This window comes from Bacillus sp. FJAT-18017, assembly GCF_001278805.1.
In the GTDB taxonomy this organism is placed as follows: domain Bacteria; phylum Bacillota; class Bacilli; order Bacillales; family Cytobacillaceae; genus Bacillus_D.
On sequence record NZ_CP012602.1, the window covers coordinates 4,761,700 to 4,784,455 of the forward strand.

The window sequence follows — 22,756 nt, forward strand, 5'->3', positions numbered from 1 at the left end:
ACAATCTTTTAACCTCTAGTTAAAAAGTAAAGGGTATTAGTCCTCTATAATGAAAGGAAACTGAGATTATGGAGGGTTGATCAGTATGACAAAATTCATTCAGAACTGTTACGATTTTGAGTGTCAGCTTTTCTACAGTATCAATCGTCATTTCGAGCATAAAATCATGAGTAAATGGATTAGATTGATTACCCATTTTGGCGGTGCCTCTTTTACAATCGCAACTGTACTGTTTCTTCTGTTTTTTACAACAGGCAAAGCTGCTACTGCGGCTGCAGCCTGTGCATGGGCACTCGCAATAAGCCATCTGCCCGTCTATATAATCAAGAAGCTTTTCCCTCGCAAACGCCCTTACCTGGCGCTTGAAAGAGCGTTAATACCTGAAAATCCTTTAAAGGATCATTCCTTTCCATCCGGACACACAACTGCAGTTTTCTCAGTTGTGACCCCGTTATCCATCCAGTTTCCGGTCCTATCACTTTTCCTTATTCCTTTGGCATGTTCAGTTGGCCTATCCAGGATTTTTCTCGGACTCCATTATCCTTCAGACGTATTGGCTGGAGCCTTACTAGGGGTTACAACGGGCGCCATTTGTTTATCACTTTTATAAGAAGCAAAAAGGAACGGGAAGCCGTTCCTTTTGTCATGATATTAAAATCCCGGAAAATTGGATAAGTCTGACCAGCGGATGTATAAAAGAATGAATGCTAACACCCCAAGAACAAGGATTGTTACGGTTTGCTTGAAAGGGTCCTTTGCCCTTAAGTGGGTCACGACTCCACCAATCCCAGTTATTCCGAGTAGGAGTGCACCTGCGGCAGCCCAGCTTGGATGCCAATAGCCAACAATTAACGCCAAAGCACTCGCCACTTCAACCAGCCCAGTTACAACCCTGAACCATTGCGGCAGGCGCCAATGCGTAAAGTTATCAACATGCATTTTGGATCCTGTAATCTTCCCTGAACCAGCCATTAAGAACATGACAGCCAACAGTCCTTGCAGCACGTACGCTAAAATTTCCATTTGCCTCGCCCCCTTATAAATATATATGCGGTGCAAATAGGAAATTTCCATGAACAAAAGCTTTTAATTGAGCCTATAAAAAAAGCAGATACCCAGTAGAGAGAAACCTAATAAAAGAGCCTATTCTATACGGGCTTCTTATAACCTATTGGAGGATCTTATTATATCCTTTCATTATAACTAGGACAGGTATCTAGGAATCTAAAAAAGATGACCCTTGTTTATTACAAAGATCATCTTTCTTCCTATATTAATTTTGTAATCTTACTTTAATATACTCTCTATTCTATTAAGCTCTTCCTGGCTGAATTTCAGGTTTCTCAAAGCCTTTACATTTTCCTCCAGCTGACTTACTTTACTGGCTCCAATCAATGCGGAAGTTATTCTTCCATCCCTCAGCACCCAAGCTAAAGCCATCTGGGCAAGTGATTGGCCGCGTTCTGATGCAAGTTCGTTTAAACTCCTTACCTTTTCCAGCTTTTCTTCTGTAACATCGCTTTCCTGTAAGAAGCTCTTTGGTTTCATGGCCCTGGAATCAGAAGGAATCCCGTTTAAGTACCGGTTTGTCAGCAAACCCTGTGCAAGCGGAACAAATGCAATCGATCCGACACCTTCTTCCTGCAGCAAGTCTGTAAGTCCATCCTCAATCCAGCGGTCAAACAGGGAGTAGGATGGCTGATGAATTAAAAGTGGTGTTCCAAGCTCCTTAAGAATGGCAATAGCTTTCCTCGCTTCTTCGGCACGATAGTTTGAGATACCAACATAAAGTGCCTTCCCCTGCCTGACAACATGGTCAAGTGCCATCATCGTTTCCTCAAGCGGGGTTTCCGGGTCTGGACGATGATGATAGAAAATATCGACGTAGTCCAAGCCCATTCTTTTCAGGCTTTGGTCTAGACTTGAAATGAGGTACTTTCTTGATCCCCAATCACCATAAGGGCCTTGCCACATCGTATAGCCGGCTTTTGTTGAAATAATCATTTCATCCCTATAAGAAGCAAAATCCTTTTTTAAAATCTGCCCGAAGTTCTCTTCAGCGGATCCTGGGGGAGGTCCATAGTTGTTTGCAAGATCGAAATGGGTGATTCCAAGATCAAAAGCTTTACGTATCAAAGACCGCCCGTTTTCAAAAACATCCATGCCGCCGAAATTATGCCAAAGACCCAATGAAATTGCTGGCAGCTTCACCCCTGAGCGCCCGCAACGGTTATAAACCATCGAATCATATCTTTGTTCACTAGCTTGATAGACCATATATCTTACCTCCCTGATTAAAAACCCCTTATAAATTAACCATACTCTGACTTACAACATCGGGCAAGCTCAGGGAAAGAATTTATTAGGTCTATAGAAATCAACAAACCGGGACTTAAAGCCACGGGCTGGAATTGCTTATTCCTTTATACGAGCCTCGGATACGGCATGAAAAACTTCGTCGTACATCTTTTCAACACCGGCTTCGGATGCTTCAAATGAATAGGCATTTTCCTTTTGGATGCCAAGGTTATCGGCTTCTTTTGTGACGTCGATATTGGCACCCATAAAAATGAACTCCCAGTTGTATTTCTTCTGCTGATGATTGATCAGTTCCTTTACCTTTTTATAGGTAAATTCACGGCTTGCGTTTTCAAAGCCGTCTGTCGTAATCACAAAAATAACCTTTCCAGGCCGCTGTTCATCCGGGGTTCCCGCAAGCCTGCTGCCCACATCCAATATTGTTTTTCCTACTGCATCCAAAAGGGCTGTGGTTCCTCTGACATAATACTCATTGTGTGTCAGGGTAGCGTTTTGTGCTGGAATTCCATTCCAAAGGACCTCATAGCTGTCATCAAAGAGCACCGTGGTTAAACGCGTTTCTCCTTCGAGGCTGCCTTGCCTTTTGATAAAAGAATTGAAGCCTCCGATAGTATCGCTCTCTAGCCCGGCCATTGAGCCGCTTCGGTCCAATAAAAAAATGATTTCGGTTAAATTCTTGTTCACTATCCATCATCCTCCTTTTTGCTTCTGATATAATAGTAAACTGAATAATTGATTATATGGTCGCTTGAGAGGCGACAATTGGAGGACTTAGCGGATGCTTACTCAATCTCTTTTGCAGGAACTGCAGGAATACCTGCTTGAACATCAACAAATCAGAATGTTCGAGGATTCTATTAGTTCGAAGGAATCTTATGAGAGTGAACGGGTTCTTCAAAACATCTCCCCGCTCGAAATTGAAGATTTCATCAAGGGCAACCGTAAGAAGTCGTTAAGAGAAGTCCTTTTTTCTTTTATTGATGAAAAGGGATTGGCAGATTCCGAGATTTATAAAAAGGCGCTCATTGATCGGCGCCATTTCTCGAAAATCCGTTCCAACTTAAATTACAGGCCTAAAAAGAATACTGTGATCGCACTTGCACTCGCACTAGAACTAGATGAAGATGAAATTGAAGAGCTGTTAAGTTCCGCTGGTTACTCCCTATCAGATAGCGATACTTCTGACCTGATTGTAAGATATTTCATTGAACACCATATTTACGACATCCACCAAATCAATGAAGCTCTCGAATACTTCAGTGCAAAACCGCTAAGCGGCGGAGTTTCTCAGACAGATTAAAAAGCGGGCTTTGGCCCGCTCTTCTATGGGTAGTGATTCTCTTGGTATACTAGAGAAAACTACCTTGAGGCTAATCCACATAGCCACAAAGTGCCGGTTGTAGCGCATAGTACTTCTAAACTCAGAGGAGTTGTACTTTATACCGCCAATCGTAATTTAGAAACTAGCTTACTCGCAGGAAGGGAAGTTTATGTTTTTTGCTGTCAGGTCGTAGGTTAAAGCCTTATTGCTGAAATTTTGGGGGCTTACTGTAGCTGTTGCAGAAAAATATTAGAAACGTAAAACATTGGAAATTTAACCGGAAAACCCGGCAGATTTGAACTAATCTGCCGGGCTTCTAACCTTGAATTATTGGAGCTCTTCCTTAAGCAAACTCAAGCCCCTACTCCCATTTATGCTCTTTATAGCCCTTCTCTTTAATTCCTTTGTTCACTTCATCAATAATAGCTTTGCCACCACGCTGCATGTATTCGTCCACAAGTTTATCCCAGTCTGATACCGGTCGTTGGCCTGCAATCATTTTCGCTTGTTCGTTCATGATGAACTGCTTCAGGTCAGCACCCTTTTCTTGACTCGTGTTCGAAATAACTCCATGGGACGGATTAATATACATATTATGAGACTCATAGATTTCCTGCAGGGAGGTAACCAGTGCCTTCATTTCAGGAGTTTTATAATCATCGGCATATACCACGTTTGCATCTGAAGGAACATGTTCCCTGTTATCCAGGAAATATGTAGATGGTGCCAGCCCTTCAGAAGAGAAAGTTTCAACACGGACTGCTGCATTGCCTTCCATGTTGTAACCAGTGCCTGCTTTTCCCCACATCCAATCGAAATCAGCATTATCCGGTGTTTTTTGGTCCAGCGGGAAAAATTTCTTTCCGAAATCCACCATTTCTAGAGCCCTATAGGCTTTTCCTTCGTCGTCACCAAGCTTTGCATTCAGTGCCAATATACCTGAATAGCCAGATCCCATTGTAAAGCCCTGTGAGTTATCTGGTGCTTTAAATGGCGGCAGGGCAACGAACTCGGCATCAGGTTGAATTTTCTTTAACCCAGTCAAGTAATCTTCACTCATCCCGGATACGCCAGCAACAAAAATACCAGCTTTTCCAGAGTAAAATTCATTATTGGTATCGGCCCAGTTCAGAACAGCAAAATCTTTCGTCATGGCCCCATCCTTATACAGATTGGCAAAGAATTGGATCACTTCTTTACGGCCGTCCGAAATAATTCCAGGGATGAAGTTCCCGTCCTTATCTTGATGGTACCATGCGTCAGCATCCCAATAGGCCCCCATATTGTAGTTCGGGTTAATTCCTTCTCCAATTGCAAGGCCATACGTATCATTTTTGCCGTTTTTATCCGGATCATTTTCCGTGAAAGCTACCGCAACGTCCTCAAGCTCCTTATAGCTTGTAGGAACCTTCAATCCAAGGTTATCGAGCCAATCCTTTCGGATGATTGGTGTTAACGGATACGGGTTTGAATAACGAGGGATTCCATAAACCTTGCCATTTACTTTAAAAGAATCATAAACATGATCAGGAATTTTCCCAAGAGTATCATAGTGTTTCAGGTAGTCATCAAGCGGCAGAAAAGCCCCTTCCTGAGCCCATTGGTAAAACCTTGGGTCATCAGCGGTAAAGCCGATTAGATCCGGCATGCTGCCAGAAGCAACAACTGCGGAGGATTTTTCTGCATAGTCTGCCTGCGGGATAATTTCCGGCTTGTAATCTACATTAAAACGTTCATTAATCATATCAAGGCCCGGGCTTGTTGCTGGAGGCGGATCACCGAAACGCCATGTCATACCAGTTATCGTATATTTCTCGCTATGATCAAACGGGTCAATAGCGGTTTCCTTATCATCTTTTTTGTCACTCTCGCCCTTTGTTTCATCCGAGCTGCAAGCAATTGCCGTAAAGCTGAGACCTAGAATTAACAAGCCCGATAAAAGATCCTTTTTTCTCAAATTAACCCCTCCGGTTCATATTTTCAATGGGTACTAACATTTTCAGACTAGTGGCATCTCACATAGAAAATCAGCCTTTTACAGATCCCAGCATCACCCCTTTTGCAAAATGTTTTTGAAGAAACGGATACACAATTAAAATAGGAACGGTAGCTAAAAGAATTGCTGCCATTTGAACCGTTTCAGGCGGCGGCAAGGATTCCATCATTTCATGGCCGCCAAGAGCGGCATTGGGTTCGTTAACTATAACAATTTGTCTGAGGATAACCTGGATAGGCCACATTGCCGGATCACTCAAGTACAATACTCCGGTAAAGTAGCTATTCCAGTGGCTGACTGCGTAAAAGAGACCAAAGGCTGCAATTGCAGGCTTGGACAATGGCAAAATGATTTTAGCAAATATTTGCAAATCATTTGCCCCATCAATGACTGCAGCTTCTGTCAGCTCTTCAGGAATTCCCATAAAAAACTGTCTCATGATAATTAAATTGTATGGACTGATTGCTACAGGGATTATCAAGGCCCACCAAGTATTAAGCAGACCAGTTTCCTTTACAATCATGTAGGTTGGAATCATACCGGCAGAAAATAACATTGTAAAAAGAACAAGGAAGAGGAGAATCCGTTGCCCGGATATCTTTCGGGTCAACGCATAAGCCATTGTTGATGTAAAAAACAAGTTTACAAATGTTCCCACAACTGTAATATAAATCGTTACAAAGATAGAGCGGATGAATTGATCGGAGCCAAGAATATATGTATAGGCATCCGTTACCCATTCCTTTGGCCATAGAAAAAAGTCATTCTCCAGGAAATCGCTCAAAGTTGAAAATGAGACTGCAAATATATAGAGAAAAGGTAATACCATAGCTGCGGCAATAATGAGAAGTAAAATATTGTTTGCACCGTCAAAGATTTTTTCACCCGTTGTTCCTTTATACAAGCAACTCCCCCCATTTCATATCAATATAGGCCTTCTTCCCCGAAACGCTTGGCAAGCTTGTTAGCGAGTACTACCAAAATCAATCCAATAACTCCCTTGAATAAACCAACGGCTGTGGCAAAACTATAATTCGCCTGTTGAATCCCCTTAAAATAAACAAATGTATCAAGGACATTGCCAGATTCCATATTGAAGGGGTTCAGCATCAAAAAGATTTGTTCAAACCCGCTGTCCATCACGGTGCCCAGACGCAAGATTAATAGAATGATAATCGTGCTCTTCAATGCAGGAAGAGTGATATGCCATATTTGCCTCCAGCGGTTCGCGCCATCCATCACCGCTGCTTCATACAGGTGAGGGCTTATACCAGAAAGAGCTGCAAGGAAAATGATAGTTCCCCAGCCCGATTCCTTCCAAATAATCTGTAATACTATTAAAGGTTTAAACCAGGCAGGGTCGGTTAAGAAGGGAAGCGCTTCCATTTTAAATGCATCATTCAAAAAATTGTTGACAATCCCTTCACTTCTTAAAAAGATGACGGTAATACCAACTACGACTACCCATGATAGAAAATGGGGCATATAGACAATGGACTGAAGGAATCTTTTGTATACCTGGTTTCTTAATTCGTTTAGCATTAAGGCGAGCAAAATGGAGATTGGAAAGGCGAATATGATTTGGAGCAATGAAATTTGTAAGGTGTTCCATACTACCCGGATGACCTCGGGATCTTCAAAAATAAGTTTAAAATATTTCATGCCCACCCAAGGGCTGTCTGCAAAGCCGCGAAACGGGCTGTAATCTTTAAATGCCAGTAAAAGGCCGGCCATTGGAATATAGCGATAAATCAAGAAAAACAAAACTCCTGGGAGAAGCAGCAAGATCAAGTATCGGTCGCGCCATAGTTTGTTTTTAAGTTTGCTTAATTTGGTATCAGGCTGTGGTTTATTTTGAATGACTAGGGAAGGATTTTGTTCTGAGTTTTTCTTTACCTCCAATATCCAACTCCCCTTTCCTATGTATTTATCAATTGCCATCGTCTCTTTAATACATGTATACGACATGTATTTATAATGAAACAATAATACAAATTTTATGAAAATTCAATGCTTATTTTATGAATCTGGTGATTTTTTCTACTCCCAGGCTTTTTTATCTAGAAGTTCAAAGAGACGACATGATAGAAACATTAAGGGAAGGGCAATTAAGCTCCCCCCAAAAAAAGGAAGCAATCCGGGGATTTTCATCAGTAAATAATAAGGGAAGTAAAATCCCAGAGCCATAAAAACAGAATATAATGGATTGGATACGGTGATTAGAACCGTGTTCCTTATGTACTGAAGAATAGTTAATTTAAATTGGACATAAACAGGGAAAGCAAAAAGAAGTGCTGCAAGATAGACTGCGCCAAGTAAAAAAAAGAAATAGGCAAGAATGGTTGACCATAAAGCGGGAATTCCCCGGAAGAATTGAAGGTCTACATACAGAATTCCTCCAATGATGACCCACGAATACCCATATACGTTCGATTTTAAAAACTCTCTGCGGTATTCCTCCTTGAAATGTGAAAACAAAGGCACGTCAAGATTTCCCTCTATATGCCATTTTCGAATCACTGAAAACATGGCAACAGTGGAAGGGAAAAAGCCAGCAATCCCTGCTCCCAGGGCAATTCCCGCCAGCCATACGATATTAAGGTAAGCCAGCTTCATTCCCCAATTTCCGAAGCGGTATAAACTTCCCTTCCATCCTGTAAATTCCATACTCCTGCACCCTTTCCACACATCCACCTCAAATAGGACACTTGAGAATATAATCCTATTTTACTCAGAGTTTTCCAATATGCCAGATTACCTAATTATCTCAATTTCACTTCTACCCTCAGGCAAATCAAGCACTAGCTCCCCTTTTTCCGGAAGGTTAACAAACTGGTTTGCTTCGGCTACAGCACCGTTGATCATTACCCTTGAAGGTTCGCTGATAAAAAAAGAAACCTTTGTCCGCTGCTTTGCTTCCACCGTTCCCGTTGCTCCTGCTTCATGGAAATGGACGGATACACAAACAGTTCCGCTGGCGTGAAAAACAGCAGTTTTATTCACTAGTAATTGGTTGCCATTTATCAAGGTGTATTTTAAAGGTTCAGCATCTTCCTGCCTGAGTGAAACCCATCCCTGTTCACCCATTAACTCTACTATTTTATCTCTGGATGATTGATAAGCAGTATACCGGTCCTCATTAGTCAACATGTAATCGATAAGCGACTGGGACGCATCTTCCACCTTCAATTCGAACATTGCACCTGAATGGATGACACGGCAGGTTAATCGATTTCCGTCAGCACCATGAACATCCTCTGGCTGAATCAAAACAACCTGATAGCCAACTTCATCGGAACCATTCACTGACACTTCAAGGCAGGATCCATACCTCTCAGCGCCCGGATACTGGCTGATAGTTTTAGCGGTATCTGGCGGATAGCATATGGTTAGCGCCACGGCTGCGTGCTCCCCAATTAACCGTATCGTGTTTTCTGATGTCTCATCCCGTGGATGTAATTCCTTCCCCCCAGCCTGAATGGCTGCTGGGGTATGGTACAGGAAGGAAAGTCTGCTATCCTTCTTTTTCTTAACGGCCCTATCAACAATGAGAAAATATCGCCTATCCAGGTGGATTATTTTCCGTTCCCACTGTGAAATTCCTTTATCATAAGCATCGCCGGCTTCCCCGATGACATAAGAGAAGTCCTTGGAAGTAAACCACCCTGTTAAATTGCCTCCGCCTCTTTGTATCTGGCCTCTGCCGTCAACAAGCATACTGTTATGGCCAATCGTTCCCAGGGTGAATTCCCTCCTCGGACCTTCCACGTAGTCCTGATAGCCAGGATTTGTAATAAGCCATTCACCTGCAGCATGCAGGATGAAGTTGTTCTGGTCATAATGGTTATGGTCCTTTGCAGACTGGCTCGACGAAAACGCAAGAAAATGGTCTCCTTGCTTCCATCCGCTTCTGAAAGCAGCCCAGCCAATAAGCGGGAATACCTTTGAAGGACGGCCCTTGTAGAAACTCTCAGGCTCAACCGGCGCCGGTATTTTTTTCAAATCTATTAATATATCGAATTTCGGTTCAAAGTATCGATGAATGTACCAGCTTGATAATCTGTTACCTGTGTTGGATGCCAGTACTGACATTAAATAATAAAGGTCAAGATCATAAAAGGAGTCCGAGAAATTGACAAAACCCGGCTTATTTCCCGTACCTAGCAAATAAATAAAAAGATCGGGAAGTTGGCGGAAATAGTCATGTTTGATAAGATCGTCGTTTCCGGTTGACCGTTTCAAAATGTCAGCTGCCAGCAAAATATGTCGGGCAGCGACGTTCAAATATAACAAGCCCTCAATCTCGGGATCACTCAGCCGATTGTCCAGGTACCTGCTTATATACCCAAATGAATTTGTCAGAAATGGTTTTATTTCATCATGGTTGCTTCCATCTAGAATCGCCAGCGAGCCAATCATCATCGCAACACGCTTTGATGCAATAATATTATGGCTATCAAAATTCAGAAAATCTATTTCGAGAGGCTTAAGCCCCCTTTGAAAAATCGCATGTTCAATTATTTGTTTTTCTTCGTTCGTAAGAGTAGTAAAGATGGCATCATACCCTATAGCCATACCTATTGTGAAATGGGCAATGCTTAAATTGCCTTCTGCTCCTCTGTCCCCGAATTCAAACCACTTCGCAAATTTTGTTATGGACAAAAGATATTCCTTAACCTTTAAGGCAAATCTCTCTTCCCCTGTCATTCCGTAAGCAAATGACAGAACCTTGATCCTCTCTTCAATTGCCCTGGAGTACATGGTCCAAAATGGAAAATCTATATAGCCGGGCGGGTCCCCAACAGGTTCAAGCTGAACAAGGGGCAGTGGGATGTCTAGTACCACATTGCAGCTGGGATAGTGAACAGAAAATCCCTGTTCACTGGAATATTTCTCAGCAAGAAGTTCCACACTGCTCCATATCTCGTCAAACCGGATGGTGCTCCCTGTTCCATTGGCATTTAAGCGAGACTTAATTTCGGATATTTCTCCCTCATTGAACAAAACTCTTGGATGAGGCCTTACAGTTTCTATGAACCAATTTGTACCCATACATCCATCAAATCCTTTCTGAAGCAAAGGGTCGAAGGGCGGTTCCAGCAACAAGAAAAACCTCTTACTATTCGACCCTAGGCGGCTTATGTGATGGCCATTTCCTGATTCAGAAGCATATCAATTCTTTTGCATGAATCCTCGGGCGTTTCCATATTGGCCCAAAGCAGGTGAAGTTCATTTTCAATAAGTTCCAGTTCCTTAATTGTTACATTTAATTCTCTCATTGTCACTGCATGGGGCATTATATCCTTAAACGCATTGTAGTGAGTGGGATGCACTCCAGGCTGAAGTAAATAATTATCTTCCGCTACAAATCGGAGGACAGGGATTGTACAGCCATTCTGTTTAAGCATCGCTTGGGCTTCAGTACTGATCATATAGCTTATCAGAGCCTGGGCAGCCTCCTTCATGGTGCTATTAGCATTCACTCCGAGCCCGCCGCCAAGGAGCAATGTGCCTTGTTTAGCGCGTTTAGGCGGCGGCAGGATATCCCATTTAATTTTATGATCTCTGAACTCGTTCATAAAATAATAGGTTGTAAGGATCATCCCGGCCCTTTCCCGCATGAATAGATTTTCGGCAAGGTCGTTGCTGCCATGTGAAAATATTGGGGATACCTGATGCTTATACATTAGATCAACGCAATATTGGAGCGCTTCAATATTTTCCTTGCTGTTCATAACTGACTTTGAACGGTCATCAGTCATAAATCGTCCTTGATTTTGTAAAAGGAAGACAGGCCAACGATTCGATGATGCAGAAAAACAAAAGCCATATTGATCGATTAAATTGTTCCCGTCAAGGTCCCTAGTATTTTGGCGGGCAATTTCAAGCAGTTGATTCCATGTATCCATCGTAAAGTTTTCGGGAACACCTGCTTGGTCAAACATTTTTTTGTTATAGCAGATCATGACAGGTGAAAATACGAAAGGCGTAACGAGGACTTTGTTTTGATAGGTAAACATATCAAAGACCTTTTTATAGCTATCCTTTTCGGGATCAAAGTGATCAGGTAGAAAAGGTTCTATAATATCAAGGCGTTCTGTTTCTACAAGCTGGCGAAAGTGGTAATCAGAAACCATAAAAACATCCGGGCCATTATCTGTATCAATAGATTTGGTTAAATTATAGATATATTGACTATTTGGCATAACCTGCAAATCAACCTTTATAAAGGGATTCAGCTGTTCAAACCTCTCAATAATCTGCTCGACAATCTCTATTTCATATGAATCAGAAAACCAGCCGAGCGTGAGGGTTTGCTTTTGGGTATCGTGGGGAATTGTTACCCGATTTCCCTTTCCCGGGATTTTTTCAATCAGGCCCTCCTCAACGAGCTGAGCCAGAGCTTTTCGGATTGAAACCCTGCTTAAGTCATATTCTTTGCTTAATGTATTTTCAGGAAGAATAAACTCGCCTGGTTTAATTAAACCAGAAATAATTTCTTCCTTTAATTCGTGGATAAATTTATTATATCGGTCTTCAAAATCACTTTTTCTTTTAAGCATATATACAGCTCCCATACAGCATGATAACCCTTATTTTAGTTGAGTTATATAGGTTTTGCAAAACCCTTTTCCTTGCCGCCTTAATCCTCATTCGCATACAGCCAGTGATCAAGGAAAGAATAAGCAAGCTCTCTAATTTCAGGAGGGAAATCATGGCCTGAATTACCGATTAATGAAACAAATTTTCCCTCTTCGCCCAGCCAGCTATATAATGCAGCCAAATCAGCCAGCCCCTGGGCGGCCGGCTGCCAATGCGGGAAAATCTTGTCACTCTGTCCCATCCAGAAAAATAGCGGAATTGGTGCGGCCAGAGCAGCTATTTCATTAAATTCATAGGGGACTTTTCCATTGTTAATATACTCGCTTATTCTTGGGATATGGGAAAACCAGTCCCGCTTTCCCCATCTATGGGTTTCAGGATCACCGGCAAAAGTCGAGAAGCCGCAGCTGCAGACAGCAGCCTTAATCCTCGAATCTATCCCGGCCAGAAAATAAGCGTTATAACCGCCCAAGGAATGCCCAATCGCGCCTATTTTCTCTGAATTTACCAGATTTATAGTTTCAAGAAGAGAAATCCCTTGCCTATGATCCGAAATCATCTTTGCAACGGCAGACCATTCGGGGTGCTGATTATAAAATGGGGCTGTATGGAACGGTTTCTCGTTCGGGAGAATCCGTTCGCCTGCTGTAATCGTATCAGGGGCCAGTACAATATAGCCCCTTCTCACAAGCTCTCGTGCGTAGGTGCGATTTTCCCTTCCAGACGAGAGGGAGATATCATTCTTCCCAACCTCACTGGTCGGATGAAGGGCAAGTACAGCCGGATAAGTATTTCCACCAGTATTCCCACCCTGAAACAACAAGTGCTTTATATCCTCTTCGGCCAACAACTTATGACTAGGTTCCCCTTCCACAGGGACTAGTATATTAGCTGGAACCCAGTCGGCATGAACGGAGGAATAACGGACTTTGATTAGCAAATGATCATCAAATATAACCCAGGAAACAATATCTACTTCAACTTCTACAAGTGGCGGGATTCCCCCGATGGACTCCAGCCATACGTTTAAAATCGATTCTCTTTTTCTCCTCCATTGGTCGAGTGTGCTGACATTTTTAAGCAAAGGAGGAATTCCGGACGAGGCCATTTCTGTTAAGGAGTACAAACTCTCATCTCCAATTGGTTTTATAGTCATTCAAGGACAAGGCTAACCGCTACTCCATTTCGGCATATATGCTGCAGAGATGGCTGCCGCTTCCGTAAAAAATCCTGCCTTCATAAATGGCTATCCCACTTGTTGCATGAAAGGGCAAGGACATGTTAATATTCGGTTCCAGTAAAGCCCCTTCTTGTATCCTGATAGACAAAACCGCCTTGTTCAGCAGGACAAACAGAGTGCTGGAGGAGCGCTCGAACGCAAATCCATTCCGCACTATAGTACCGCAATCGGAAACATCCTTTTGATAAAGAACTTCCTGTGTAAATGGATTGCAGACAAAGTAAAGGCTTTTGTCTGTTAGGCAATGGGCTCTATCGAACGGGTCGACAAAGATTTGGGCAATTTCACGTGCTCCTGCAATAGGGACAAAACTAACCGTCAGTTTTTGCAACTTCCGATCAAAGAGATACAAGCGGGCTTCTTTTTCAGATGTTCTAGCCCCTCCAGGGGTATCAATGCTGGTACCCCCCAGTATCTCTCCCGTTTTCATTTCACCAAGGCTGATTGTGCTTTGATTAGGAACCAGCCGGTCATGGGTAATAACAATATTCTTTTGTGTTTCCACATTGTATATACCAAGACCGCCGCCAATCATGCCATAACCAGGGAATCCGCCCCATGCGATATGTTGATTGTCCCTTAAGGAAATTGCACAGCGTGGCCGATGAATATCCTCGGTCCGAAGGAGTAGACTTGGGTTTTTCCCCTGCACAATAGGCTGCTTCAAATCAAAGCTATACAGCTTGCCACCTGCATAGGCAACGCCAATCATGTAACCACCCTGGGAGGCATAGGCTGGTATGTTTCCGCCTCCACCTTCTTCAATGACCTCGCCACCGTAATTAGCTATCTCCCCTGATATGAAATCATAGCGAAAAAACTGCAGCGGATGCATCGATGTTCCGTATAGATACCCTTCAGGGCTGCTATACAAGGTTGATAAAGCTGCCCCGTCCGAATGATACAGTAGTTTTCTCCGTTTTGGCAGTCCAATTTCTTTATTCAGAAAAACGGCATATCCCTCCGAGAGGCTATATGAGAGAACTCTATACTCCGCTTCATTATTCCTGTGGACTTTTTGGAAACCACTGCCGGAAAAATGGGAGGAAGGCAGCTCGGTATCGCTTATTTCCTGGTGAGTACCTTCGGTGAATGTTAGCCACCTGGAAGAATGGTTCACTTCCCTCATATCATTGGCTTGCCAATGCCCGTAAACCGCATTGTCCGTACCCAGGTAAACATACCCAGCTCCTTTATTCCGTTCGGACTTGGGGACGAGGCTTTTTTTTATGCCTTTTACAGGATGGAAAGCGACAATGTCTTTATGCTCGGTACCTATCCCGATATAAACCCATCCCTCCCCATCCACCGCAAGGCTTCCCGCGTATTTTTCAACCGGGTCCACGGAACCGTAATCAACGATTTCCTTGCTTTCAGGGCTGTACCGCAGCAAATGGCAATGGGGGTAAGAAGTAAAGTAAATAAACCCTTGGCGGTCTTCCGCAAAGCTGAAGCCAACAATTTCTTCCCCATTATCAATAGCCTTAGAGAAAACAAAACCTTCCTCCAAAAAGGGGTCAAGAACCAAAAGCATATTTCCGGCACCAGTATAAAAAAGCCCTTTGCTACTAAAAGAGGAATAAGGGTACTCTTTGTTGCCATCCGGGAATAAAACCTGCCTCGAAGCTCCAGTTTCAGGGTCTACAATCAATGCAAATCCTTTCGCAGCTATGACAAACCTCGTCTGGCCCTCCTTGATGCAAAAAGCGGCAGTCCTTTCCTCTTCAGCCTGAACCGGAATTCCGTGGTCCATAAATAGCGAGCTTCTCCCCAATGACGTTCCTCCTTTCTACTGTGATAAATCTCGGAAAAAAGGGCCTGCCCTTCTTAACGGGCATAATAAGCGGCAACTTTTTGAATAGCCCCAATCATTTCCTCAACGTCCCCATCCGTATAAAATTCATTAAGGTTAACGCGAATCGCAGTCCCAAGGATATGTTCCGCGTTAGGGCAGCTGCCTGGCGAATAATCATAAGAATCCTGGTCAAAAGGAAAATGGCTGTTTTTATAGGCATGTTGATTCTGAAACAAAGCCTGAGCATAAAGAACCTTTGGAATATAGCCGGCCTGATTTGGAATGCCTTCCGCTTCGAGGGCTTCGGAAAACTCCTCTCTGGAGCAGGTCAGTTCATCCAAATTCAATGTAAACATATAAAACCAATAGCTGCACCAGCCGCCTTCGGTTATTTTCATAGGATTTATGCCTTTTAATCCGTTCAACCCCTGATTCAGTCTCTCGCCTAGCTGATTCCGCCTTGTGCAAATCCAGTCGAGCTTCTTAAGCTGCGCTATGCCGACAGCCCCCTGCAGCTCGGTCATCCGGTAATTCGGTGCCAGGTATTCCAAATCTTTTGTTACCGAACTGCCATGCCGTTGATAGTTTTTATCCGCAAAGGCATGTGTCGTGTAGTAATCTTTCTCATCTCCCGAGTTTACCGTAACAATGCCGCCATCCCCAGTTGAGATATGCTTAAAATCGTTTGTGCTGAAACAGCCATAATCACCGATTGTCCCAGTGAGTTTTCCTTTGTACGTTGTAAGATAGCTTTGGGCACAATCTTCTATCACCTTAAGATTATATTTTTTTGCAACCTCCATTATTGAATCCATTTCGCACGGGTTCCCTGCCAGATGGACTACAAGGATTGCTTTGGTTCTCTTCGTAATCTGTTTTTCAATGCTTTCAGCTGTAAGATTATAGCTATGGGGATCCAGATCGGCAAAGACCGGGACAGCATTTTGATAGAGTATCCCAATGATTGTGCCTTGATCTGTAATCGGGCTTGTAATGACCTCGTCGCCCACCGTCACTCCGGCAGCTCCAAGTGCTATATGGAGGGCAGCTGTCCCTGATGAGGCAGCGACGCTGTATTTAACATTGTAGAGATCATTAAAATCGGAGAGAAAGCGCTTAACCTTGTTTCCAAAGTGATAAAACAGTGTGTTCTGTTCCAGTGCCTCCAGTAATTCCCTGGCTTCCTCCAGCCCGAATCGTTTTCCCGTACCAAATGGAGTTGTTTTTACCTTTTGCCCCCCGTTAATTGCCAAGTGGGTGTCCGTATTAATCATTTCGCTCCGCTCCTTTTACAAGACATATGATACTGGCTTGACTTTCCGGCACTGGAAACCAAATCTTGTAACAGTTTCCGTATCTCCCTGTAATTGCTTGGTGCCTTTGTCGGCTTCAATAGGAATAAGCAAGACAAGGCCGTCCCGTTCAACTTGGCCGTCAATCTCTATTTCGCCTGAAATTCCCTTTATGGATACTTTTCTTCTTTCCCGTTCCCATTTATTGATTTCTGCACTCGTCCAAAACGTAAATCCCTGGCTTTTGGCTGTTTTCATCAACTCAATAAGTGCTTCCCTGACAGGCGGCTGATTGTAAATATGGAATTGATGGAATAGAAAATGGGCTACGCCATTGACACGTTTCACACCATCAAGGAAAGGCTGGATAACACTTGAATCAGCTAATGTATTATGATTTAAATCCTGTGTCAGGAACCCTATTTCCACCACATCATAAAAACGGTTTTTCTCATCCGCCCAGGCAACCGGAAAGTAAGGATGGCTTGTGCCGAACAGAAAGCCTATATTCCCCTTTTTGCTTGGCCCTCTTGTCTGGTCGGCCTGAATCCCATGCTTTTCGCACCATGAGAACAGTTCACCCCAACCTTTAAAAAGTGTATAGTGATTCTTATTGGATACAATCTCGTTTGTTTCTGTCGAATTTTTGACCCAGTCCAATTGTGAGATGAATTCATCCTCCGACCAGATTCCATCATCCTTCTCAAGCGCATTATAATGAAGGGCAATTTCATGGCCATCGCTTTTGATTTTTTCATATATTGCCGGGCTGTATCCAGGAGCAATCATGCACCAGGTTGAATTGACACCTTCCGATTTCAATGTCTCAAGCGTGATCAAAGCAGATTCATCAACGTTTAAGTCACTATCATGTGAAATCATCGCCATATGCTCGATACCATCTGGCCAATAATCTAAAAATGGGAGTGTCAGCCCTTTTTCTGCTGCACATGCAAATACATGCTCCACGATTGCTTCCTTCCAGAGATCTGCATACGGCAGGTTAAAATAGGGCATTCCTGTGTCAGTAACGGACCGGTCCATGACCCAATCCAATTCGAACCCATCATCCGCTTTTAATAAATCTTCATCCAAGTTAGCTGTTCCATCCGGTGCCGGAATGCCATCTTTTTCAACAGGCCCGGTTCCTTGCTGAAACCCTACGATTGTCCTAGGAATCGAAATGGACCAGCGCTCGATTTTCCCATCACCATATTCAATCCGTTGGAGTGCAGATTGAATGAATTGTTCCGGACCGTCTTTTGTACGGCTTAACATGCCTTTTGACGCGATGGAAAAGACGCCCGCAGTATTCTCCCAGGTTTGGGCATTGAGGAAACGAAGCGGCGGCATTTCCTTTGACAACAGGTCTGATAATAGTGCATATCCTTTTTCTACTCTTCCGCCTGCCGCCAAGCCCAGACTTTCTTTCACTCCATTCAAGCCCCCATAGGAAATAAGCGTCCCTCCTGATTGAATATAGGATAATAGTTTTTCAGTTATCACCCCTTGATCCCTGCAAAAAACTTCAATTATCACATCATAGGAATGAAAAGGGGCCTTAATATCGATTTTTTCATAAGGAATTCTTAAATGGTCAAACACCTCGAATAGATAAACCTCAAATACATTTTCCCCATCTGACCATCGCTTTTCGGCTTCTTTTTGGTCAAATAGAAGACCTAATTTGGCCATCCTCATACTAATTTCACCGTCTCTCTATATACATGTATTTAACATGTATTTTATTTTCCTTTATAGTATTATACTTTTTAAATTCTTTCAATGAATAGTTAGACAATTAAAAAATTATCCGTTGCTCACCCTGGGTTTATTTTAGCGGCAAAATGCCCGGGAAGGCATCCTTTCCCGGGCTGCAACAAACCAATTATTTTATTCTTCTTTATTCCCACCTGCATTGTTGATCCAGATTGCAACAGGCTTTGTTTCAACCGTCACACCGTCCAGTTTGACCGTTGCGGTTATCTGTGCCCTTCCGCTTTTTACAGCAGTTAAAACGCCATTTTCAATCGAGAGCATTTTTGGCTTGTCAATTTTGTATTCCACAGTTGCATCCGCTAGCTCCAATGTACTTCTTCCCTTTTCAAGGAGTCCTTTTATTTTCAATGGAACACTGTCACCAACTGTCAGGTTCTGGTCTTCAACAATGAGTTCCGCATCTTGAAGCTTTACAAGAAGCGATTCATCTGAATACTTGAACAGATTGATCCCGCTGGATAGGTAGAAGGATCCATAATCATCCTGTGCCATATGATCGACATTGCCCGCAATAAATTCATATGCACCGGTAGCTGGCTCGAATTTAAAAAACTTTCTACTGATGATTCCATAAAAATTCCCGTCTGTGCCAATTTCCAAATAGGCATTCCGCCAGTTGCTCGATGCTTTCGAATCCAGTTGATGAGAGGAAATGATCTCGTTTGTCTCAGGATTAAGTGAGAACAGGACTCCATCGGCCATTCCCCAAATATTTCCGTCCGGCCCGACTGTCAAAGCTGTTAAAGCCCTCTTGCCGGGAACAGGAACGAATTCAGCGATTTTTTCCTTTTTTTCCACATCCCATACGAAAATCTTTGCTTCTGTAGTTGTCGGTACTGATCCCTGTCCGCCAGCAACTGTAGTCCCGCCGTATACCAAGCCATCCTTATAGGCGAGGGAAACGATACTCTGGTCCGGAATTAGGTTCCAATATACCTCTGGCGCCTTTTCGCTGCCTGGCTCATAGATTGCAAACGCTCCACCCAGATTTCCGTTTTTAGGTACCGTACCTATAAACAGCTGATTATATTCAGAGACGCCCAGCATGGCAAATGGCCGATCCTGAGGGGTATAACCAGGTATTTCTGTATTTTTTTCAAGGCTGAATAGTAAATCAGGATTCAGTGAACTTGAATCGGTCCGATTCCATTCTTTGAATGGATCAAACTCATAAAACTTGGCATTTGGATAGATTCCAAGATACATTTTGTCATTCAGATTGGCCATCCCTTCACTCTGGCCAATCCCATCGAATCGAATATTTTCCCCTGTCGTAGGAACATACGCGCCCATATTCCCAGGAAGATACCCGGCACTGTAGATTTTTCCATCAGGTCCTTTGTTTAGATCATGAATTAAAACAGGCTCAGAAGGCAGTGCCAAATCAGTAAGCTTCAATTTCCCGGTCTCTAGGTTATATTTATACATTTTTCCGCTGTTGCCTGAGAGGCCGACCATGGTATAACCCGGGAAGCCTTCTTCATCTAATTGCAAAAACTTGTAGCTGATTGCACTTCCTTTAATATCAACCCCAAGTGACTTGAACGTATTTGTATCAAGGTCATACTCGTGAAGAATTCCAAGGTGAGTATAATATACTTTGTTCGACACAGGGGATTTACCCGAAGTACCTCGTGACGATTCAGGGATATCAAAGGTTTTTTGTCCCGTATCCCCATTTACCGCTTCGACCAATTGGCCCGTCGCCGTATCAAGGACAAACATTTCAAAGGTATTTTCTTTCTGCGCAAACAGCTTTCCGTCCACTAAATTCATGTCATATACCGAAATAATATTCGAATATTGAGGCGGCAAGATATTGCGCTTTTCCCCAGTCGCAATGTCAAACTCAATTAGGTGCGCTTTATTGCCGACACCTGCATAAAACTTGTGGTTCTTTTCATCATAGACGGTACTCCTTACCCAGCCTTGACCTTCTGCCAATGTTCCAAAGTTCGTAAACTCGTTCGTGGCTGGATCGTACTGATACACACTTCCAGAGCTATATGCTCCTCCGTAAATCTTCCCGTCACTGGCTGTATCCATTGGGTACAGGACTGCATCCGTCGATTTTACTGGATGGCCAAGATTTACTAATGTATCTGTTTCCGGTATATAGCGGAAGAGATAGCCTTTGTTATAGCCGCCTAAGTAAACGCTTCCATCCGCAGCAACCTTGACTCCCCAGGCACCTGAAGTGTCCTCGAGTGGATAGCTTTTGATAAGCTGCTCTGTTTCAACGTCCACAATCGCAAACTTTGCAGGTGCACCTGCAACAACGGTATATAAAACATCCCGCCCGTTTGCATCCTTGCCAATATCGCCAAGCATGACAGTCGTCTTGGAGACCTGGATACCTAAATCCTCGCCAACCTTTTCAATTGGCAAAATTGGCTTGATTTCAGTCAGGCTGGCATCATCAAAATAATAAGTCCCGGTATTGGCTTGGCCCGAATAGAACAAAATCGCTGCCGAAGCTGCATTATTAGGAGCGGTTGCTGTAACGCTGATGTCCTTCCATTCTGTAACAGGCCCTCTTACCGCTGTGTTAAAACCAGTAATATAAGTACCTTTTTCATCAAAAAAGCGGATATAAATTTCCCCGGATCCTCCTGTGCTTTTATGCTTGGCTGATGCTCGATACTCCCAGCCCGGGTTGACCGGTACATTGTCACTAATCAAGCCGTAGTTTCCTCTATCACTATCCTTTATTTCAAGGCTCTGTTTGCCTGATGCATGCTCATGCGAGGCAACGGTAACGCCGGCCGTCCCAAAATTTTGCTTCCAGCCTGGTATTACTCCATTTTCTGCTAGTTCTTCAAACCCCGGATTCAAGATTTTCAATTCGGTTTCATTTCCCTGTGCGGATACAGACTTTAGTGTAATTGGATAAACAAGCTGTAAAAACAAGATGCAGCACACTAAAACAATAAAGCTTCTTTTTTTGTTCATGCTCCCACCTCAATCGTTTTAATTTATAAAACTTTTTTAAAATCCCTCCCATTTTTTAGAATATTAAGTTAAAATACATGTATATGACTTGTATTTATATTAAATTTTATCTCAGTTGTTTGAAAAATCAATTAGTTTTTGAGGCAAATAGAAAGAACAGGACTTTTGCCTTATGCACAAAATTCATTCATAACACTAAGCATCAGTTGCCCACTCTTTGTCGCCATGAAAACCTGTAGGTTACCTCATGACGTTTAGGTTTGCTCGTACGGTCATCAAAAAGGCCCGCTGGTGACCACACAAAGATTTAAGTTTACTAACCACTATGTAGAAGCCTGTTATTTATCCAAAAAGAAACAAGCTTACAATTGTTGTTTCTACCGTCAAAAGGTTGAAAATCATGCAGTTTTATTACTATCAAATGAAATAGAGGTGGCAGGGTTGAAAACAATTGAACAAGTTGAAGAAATTATGACAATTCCGAGCAATGAATTAATCGAGGATCTCAAAAAGCTGGATGGCGACATTATGATTCTTGGAGTTGCGGGTAAGATGGGGCCTACTTTAGCCAAAATGGCAGTCCGCGCACTAAAGGAAGGCACTATTCCCAAAAGGGTAATCGGCGTTTCAAGGTTCTCGTCTGGAACCCTCCAAAGTGAGCTTGAGCAAGCTGGCGTTGAAACGATTGCTGCCGATTTACTCGATGATCAGCAGCTCATGGGCCTGCCTGACGTAAAAAATATCATTTATATGGCTGGAACCAAATTTGGTACGAAGGGCAATGAACATAATACATGGGCCATGAATGCTTACCTGCCCGGCAGGGTCGCTGAAAAATTTAAGCAATCACGTATCGTCGTATTCTCAACAGGAAACGTGTACCCCCTTGTTCCAGTCGCAACAGGCGGCTGCGATGAGAATCACTCAGTCAACCCAATTGGGGAGTATGCACAATCTTGCTTGGGACGGGAAAGAATTTTCACTAATTTCTCACTCAAAAACCAAACCCCTTTAACGATCTTTCGATTAAATTATGCAATCGATATGCGCTACGGTGTCCTATTGGAAATCGCCCGCCAGGTATACGCAGGAAAAACCGTCGATTTGACAATGGGCCACGTGAATGTAATCTGGCAGGGAGATGCCAACGAATACGCAATCAGGTCGCTTCTTTTGGCAAATACACCTCCAGAAATCCTGAATGTAACCGGCCCTGAAACAATTTCAGTGCGCTGGCTGGCGGAACAATTTGGAAAGGCTTTTAACAAAGAGGTTTCTTTTGCCAATGAAGAACAGCCTACCGCCTTGCTTAACAACTCTGGAAAGGCCCATAAACTATTTGGCTACCCGAGGGTTTCTTTGAATCAGATGATCGAGTGGACAGCCGAGTGGGTTGCCGGTGGTGGCGTTACTATAAATAAACCGACCCATTTCCAGGAACGCCAAGGTGCCTATTAAT

17 protein-coding genes are annotated in these 22,756 nt (G+C 43.2%); 3 read left to right on the forward strand and 14 right to left on the reverse strand.

Annotation, left to right across the window (positions count from 1 at the left end):
* Nucleotides 1-85: 85 nt before the first annotated feature.
* Nucleotides 86-610 carry a phosphatase PAP2 family protein gene (locus AM500_RS22310; RefSeq protein ID WP_053601183.1) on the forward strand — a complete coding sequence of 175 codons (525 nt, stop codon included), beginning with the start codon at nucleotides 86-88 and terminating at the stop codon, nucleotides 608-610.
* Nucleotides 611-651: 41 nt separating this feature from the next.
* Here AM500_RS22310 and AM500_RS22315 read toward each other — a convergent pair whose 3' ends face one another.
* From AM500_RS22315 to AM500_RS22325, 3 genes are all read right to left on the reverse strand, one after another.
* Nucleotides 652-1,023: a DoxX family protein gene (locus tag AM500_RS22315; protein WP_053601184.1), complete on the reverse strand. Its 372-nt coding sequence runs from the start codon at nucleotides 1,021-1,023 to the stop codon at nucleotides 652-654.
* 264 nt (nucleotides 1,024-1,287) lie between these two features.
* Nucleotides 1,288-2,277, reverse strand: a complete 990-nt coding sequence (gene mgrA / locus AM500_RS22320) for an L-glyceraldehyde 3-phosphate reductase (protein ID WP_053601185.1) — start codon at nucleotides 2,275-2,277, stop codon at nucleotides 1,288-1,290.
* 138 nt (nucleotides 2,278-2,415) lie between these two features.
* On the reverse strand, nucleotides 2,416-3,003 hold the full coding sequence (locus tag AM500_RS22325) for a vWA domain-containing protein (protein WP_053601186.1): 588 nt from the start codon (nucleotides 3,001-3,003) through the stop codon (nucleotides 2,416-2,418).
* A 94-nt stretch (nucleotides 3,004-3,097) separates the two neighbouring features.
* Between AM500_RS22325 and AM500_RS22330 the strand changes: the two genes are divergently transcribed.
* Nucleotides 3,098-3,619, forward strand: coding sequence for a hypothetical protein (locus tag AM500_RS22330; protein ID WP_053601187.1), 522 nt, complete (start codon nucleotides 3,098-3,100; stop codon nucleotides 3,617-3,619).
* Nucleotides 3,620-4,001: 382 nt separating this feature from the next.
* Here the strand turns inward: AM500_RS22330 and AM500_RS22335 are convergent, their stop codons facing one another.
* From AM500_RS22335 to AM500_RS22385, 11 genes are all read right to left on the reverse strand, one after another.
* Nucleotides 4,002-5,597 (reverse strand): extracellular solute-binding protein, encoded by a 1,596-nt coding sequence (locus tag AM500_RS22335; protein WP_053601188.1) that lies wholly within the window; start codon nucleotides 5,595-5,597, stop codon nucleotides 4,002-4,004.
* A gap of 70 nt (nucleotides 5,598-5,667) precedes the next feature.
* Complete coding sequence (locus AM500_RS22340; protein ID WP_043930804.1) at nucleotides 5,668-6,540, reverse strand: carbohydrate ABC transporter permease; 873 nt, start codon at nucleotides 6,538-6,540, stop codon at nucleotides 5,668-5,670.
* Nucleotides 6,541-6,560: 20 nt separating this feature from the next.
* Nucleotides 6,561-7,496, reverse strand: a complete 936-nt coding sequence (locus AM500_RS22345; protein ID WP_053601842.1) for an ABC transporter permease — start codon at nucleotides 7,494-7,496, stop codon at nucleotides 6,561-6,563.
* Nucleotides 7,497-7,676: 180 nt separating this feature from the next.
* Nucleotides 7,677-8,303 (reverse strand): YesL family protein, encoded by a 627-nt coding sequence (locus AM500_RS22350; protein WP_053601189.1) that lies wholly within the window; start codon nucleotides 8,301-8,303, stop codon nucleotides 7,677-7,679.
* An 87-nt stretch (nucleotides 8,304-8,390) separates the two neighbouring features.
* The gene (locus AM500_RS22355; protein WP_156319878.1) at nucleotides 8,391-10,688 is read right to left on the reverse strand and encodes a heparinase II/III domain-containing protein; all 2,298 of its coding nucleotides are present in this window, start codon (nucleotides 10,686-10,688) and stop codon (nucleotides 8,391-8,393) included.
* A gap of 86 nt (nucleotides 10,689-10,774) precedes the next feature.
* Nucleotides 10,775-12,199 carry an extracellular solute-binding protein gene (locus AM500_RS22360; protein ID WP_053601191.1) on the reverse strand — a complete coding sequence of 475 codons (1,425 nt, stop codon included), beginning with the start codon at nucleotides 12,197-12,199 and terminating at the stop codon, nucleotides 10,775-10,777.
* Nucleotides 12,200-12,279: 80 nt separating this feature from the next.
* Complete coding sequence (locus tag AM500_RS22365; protein ID WP_053601192.1) at nucleotides 12,280-13,365, reverse strand: alpha/beta hydrolase family protein; 1,086 nt, start codon at nucleotides 13,363-13,365, stop codon at nucleotides 12,280-12,282.
* 49 nt (nucleotides 13,366-13,414) lie between these two features.
* Nucleotides 13,415-15,253, reverse strand: coding sequence for an NHL repeat-containing protein (locus AM500_RS22370; protein ID WP_053601193.1), 1,839 nt, complete (start codon nucleotides 15,251-15,253; stop codon nucleotides 13,415-13,417).
* A 53-nt stretch (nucleotides 15,254-15,306) separates the two neighbouring features.
* Nucleotides 15,307-16,548: a DegT/DnrJ/EryC1/StrS family aminotransferase gene (locus AM500_RS22375; RefSeq protein WP_053601194.1), complete on the reverse strand. Its 1,242-nt coding sequence runs from the start codon at nucleotides 16,546-16,548 to the stop codon at nucleotides 15,307-15,309.
* Between the two features lie 15 nt (nucleotides 16,549-16,563).
* On the reverse strand, nucleotides 16,564-18,267 hold the full coding sequence (locus tag AM500_RS22380) for a polysaccharide deacetylase family protein (RefSeq protein ID WP_231688069.1): 1,704 nt from the start codon (nucleotides 18,265-18,267) through the stop codon (nucleotides 16,564-16,566).
* A gap of 192 nt (nucleotides 18,268-18,459) precedes the next feature.
* Nucleotides 18,460-21,297 (reverse strand): carbohydrate binding domain-containing protein, encoded by a 2,838-nt coding sequence (locus AM500_RS22385; RefSeq protein WP_053601196.1) that lies wholly within the window; start codon nucleotides 21,295-21,297, stop codon nucleotides 18,460-18,462.
* Nucleotides 21,298-21,738: 441 nt separating this feature from the next.
* Here AM500_RS22385 and AM500_RS22390 point away from each other — a divergent pair, with 441 nt between their 5' ends.
* A complete protein-coding gene (locus AM500_RS22390) occupies nucleotides 21,739-22,755 on the forward strand; it encodes an NAD-dependent epimerase/dehydratase family protein (protein WP_053601197.1) in 1,017 nt (338 codons plus the stop codon).
* Nucleotide 22,756 lies beyond the last annotated feature (1 nt).

Coding starts and splice junctions, on each gene's coding strand:
- AM500_RS22315 (WP_053601184.1), bottom strand. CDS start 1,023: ATGGAAATTTTAGCGTACGTGCTGCAAGGACTGTTGGCTGTCATGTTC.
- AM500_RS22375 (WP_053601194.1), bottom strand. CDS start 16,548: ATGATTAATACGGACACCCACTTGGCAATTAACGGGGGGCAAAAGGTA.
- AM500_RS22360 (WP_053601191.1), bottom strand. CDS start 12,199: ATGCTTAAAAGAAAAAGTGATTTTGAAGACCGATATAATAAATTTATC.
- AM500_RS22330 (WP_053601187.1), top strand. CDS start 3,098: ATGCTTACTCAATCTCTTTTGCAGGAACTGCAGGAATACCTGCTTGAA.
- mgrA (WP_053601185.1), bottom strand. CDS start 2,277: ATGGTCTATCAAGCTAGTGAACAAAGATATGATTCGATGGTTTATAAC.
- AM500_RS22355 (WP_156319878.1), bottom strand. CDS start 10,688: ATGGGTACAAATTGGTTCATAGAAACTGTAAGGCCTCATCCAAGAGTT.
- AM500_RS22310 (WP_053601183.1), top strand. CDS start 86: ATGACAAAATTCATTCAGAACTGTTACGATTTTGAGTGTCAGCTTTTC.
- AM500_RS22385 (WP_053601196.1), bottom strand. CDS start 21,297: ATGAACAAAAAAAGAAGCTTTATTGTTTTAGTGTGCTGCATCTTGTTT.
- AM500_RS22380 (WP_231688069.1), bottom strand. CDS start 18,267: ATGAGGATGGCCAAATTAGGTCTTCTATTTGACCAAAAAGAAGCCGAA.
- AM500_RS22350 (WP_053601189.1), bottom strand. CDS start 8,303: ATGGAATTTACAGGATGGAAGGGAAGTTTATACCGCTTCGGAAATTGG.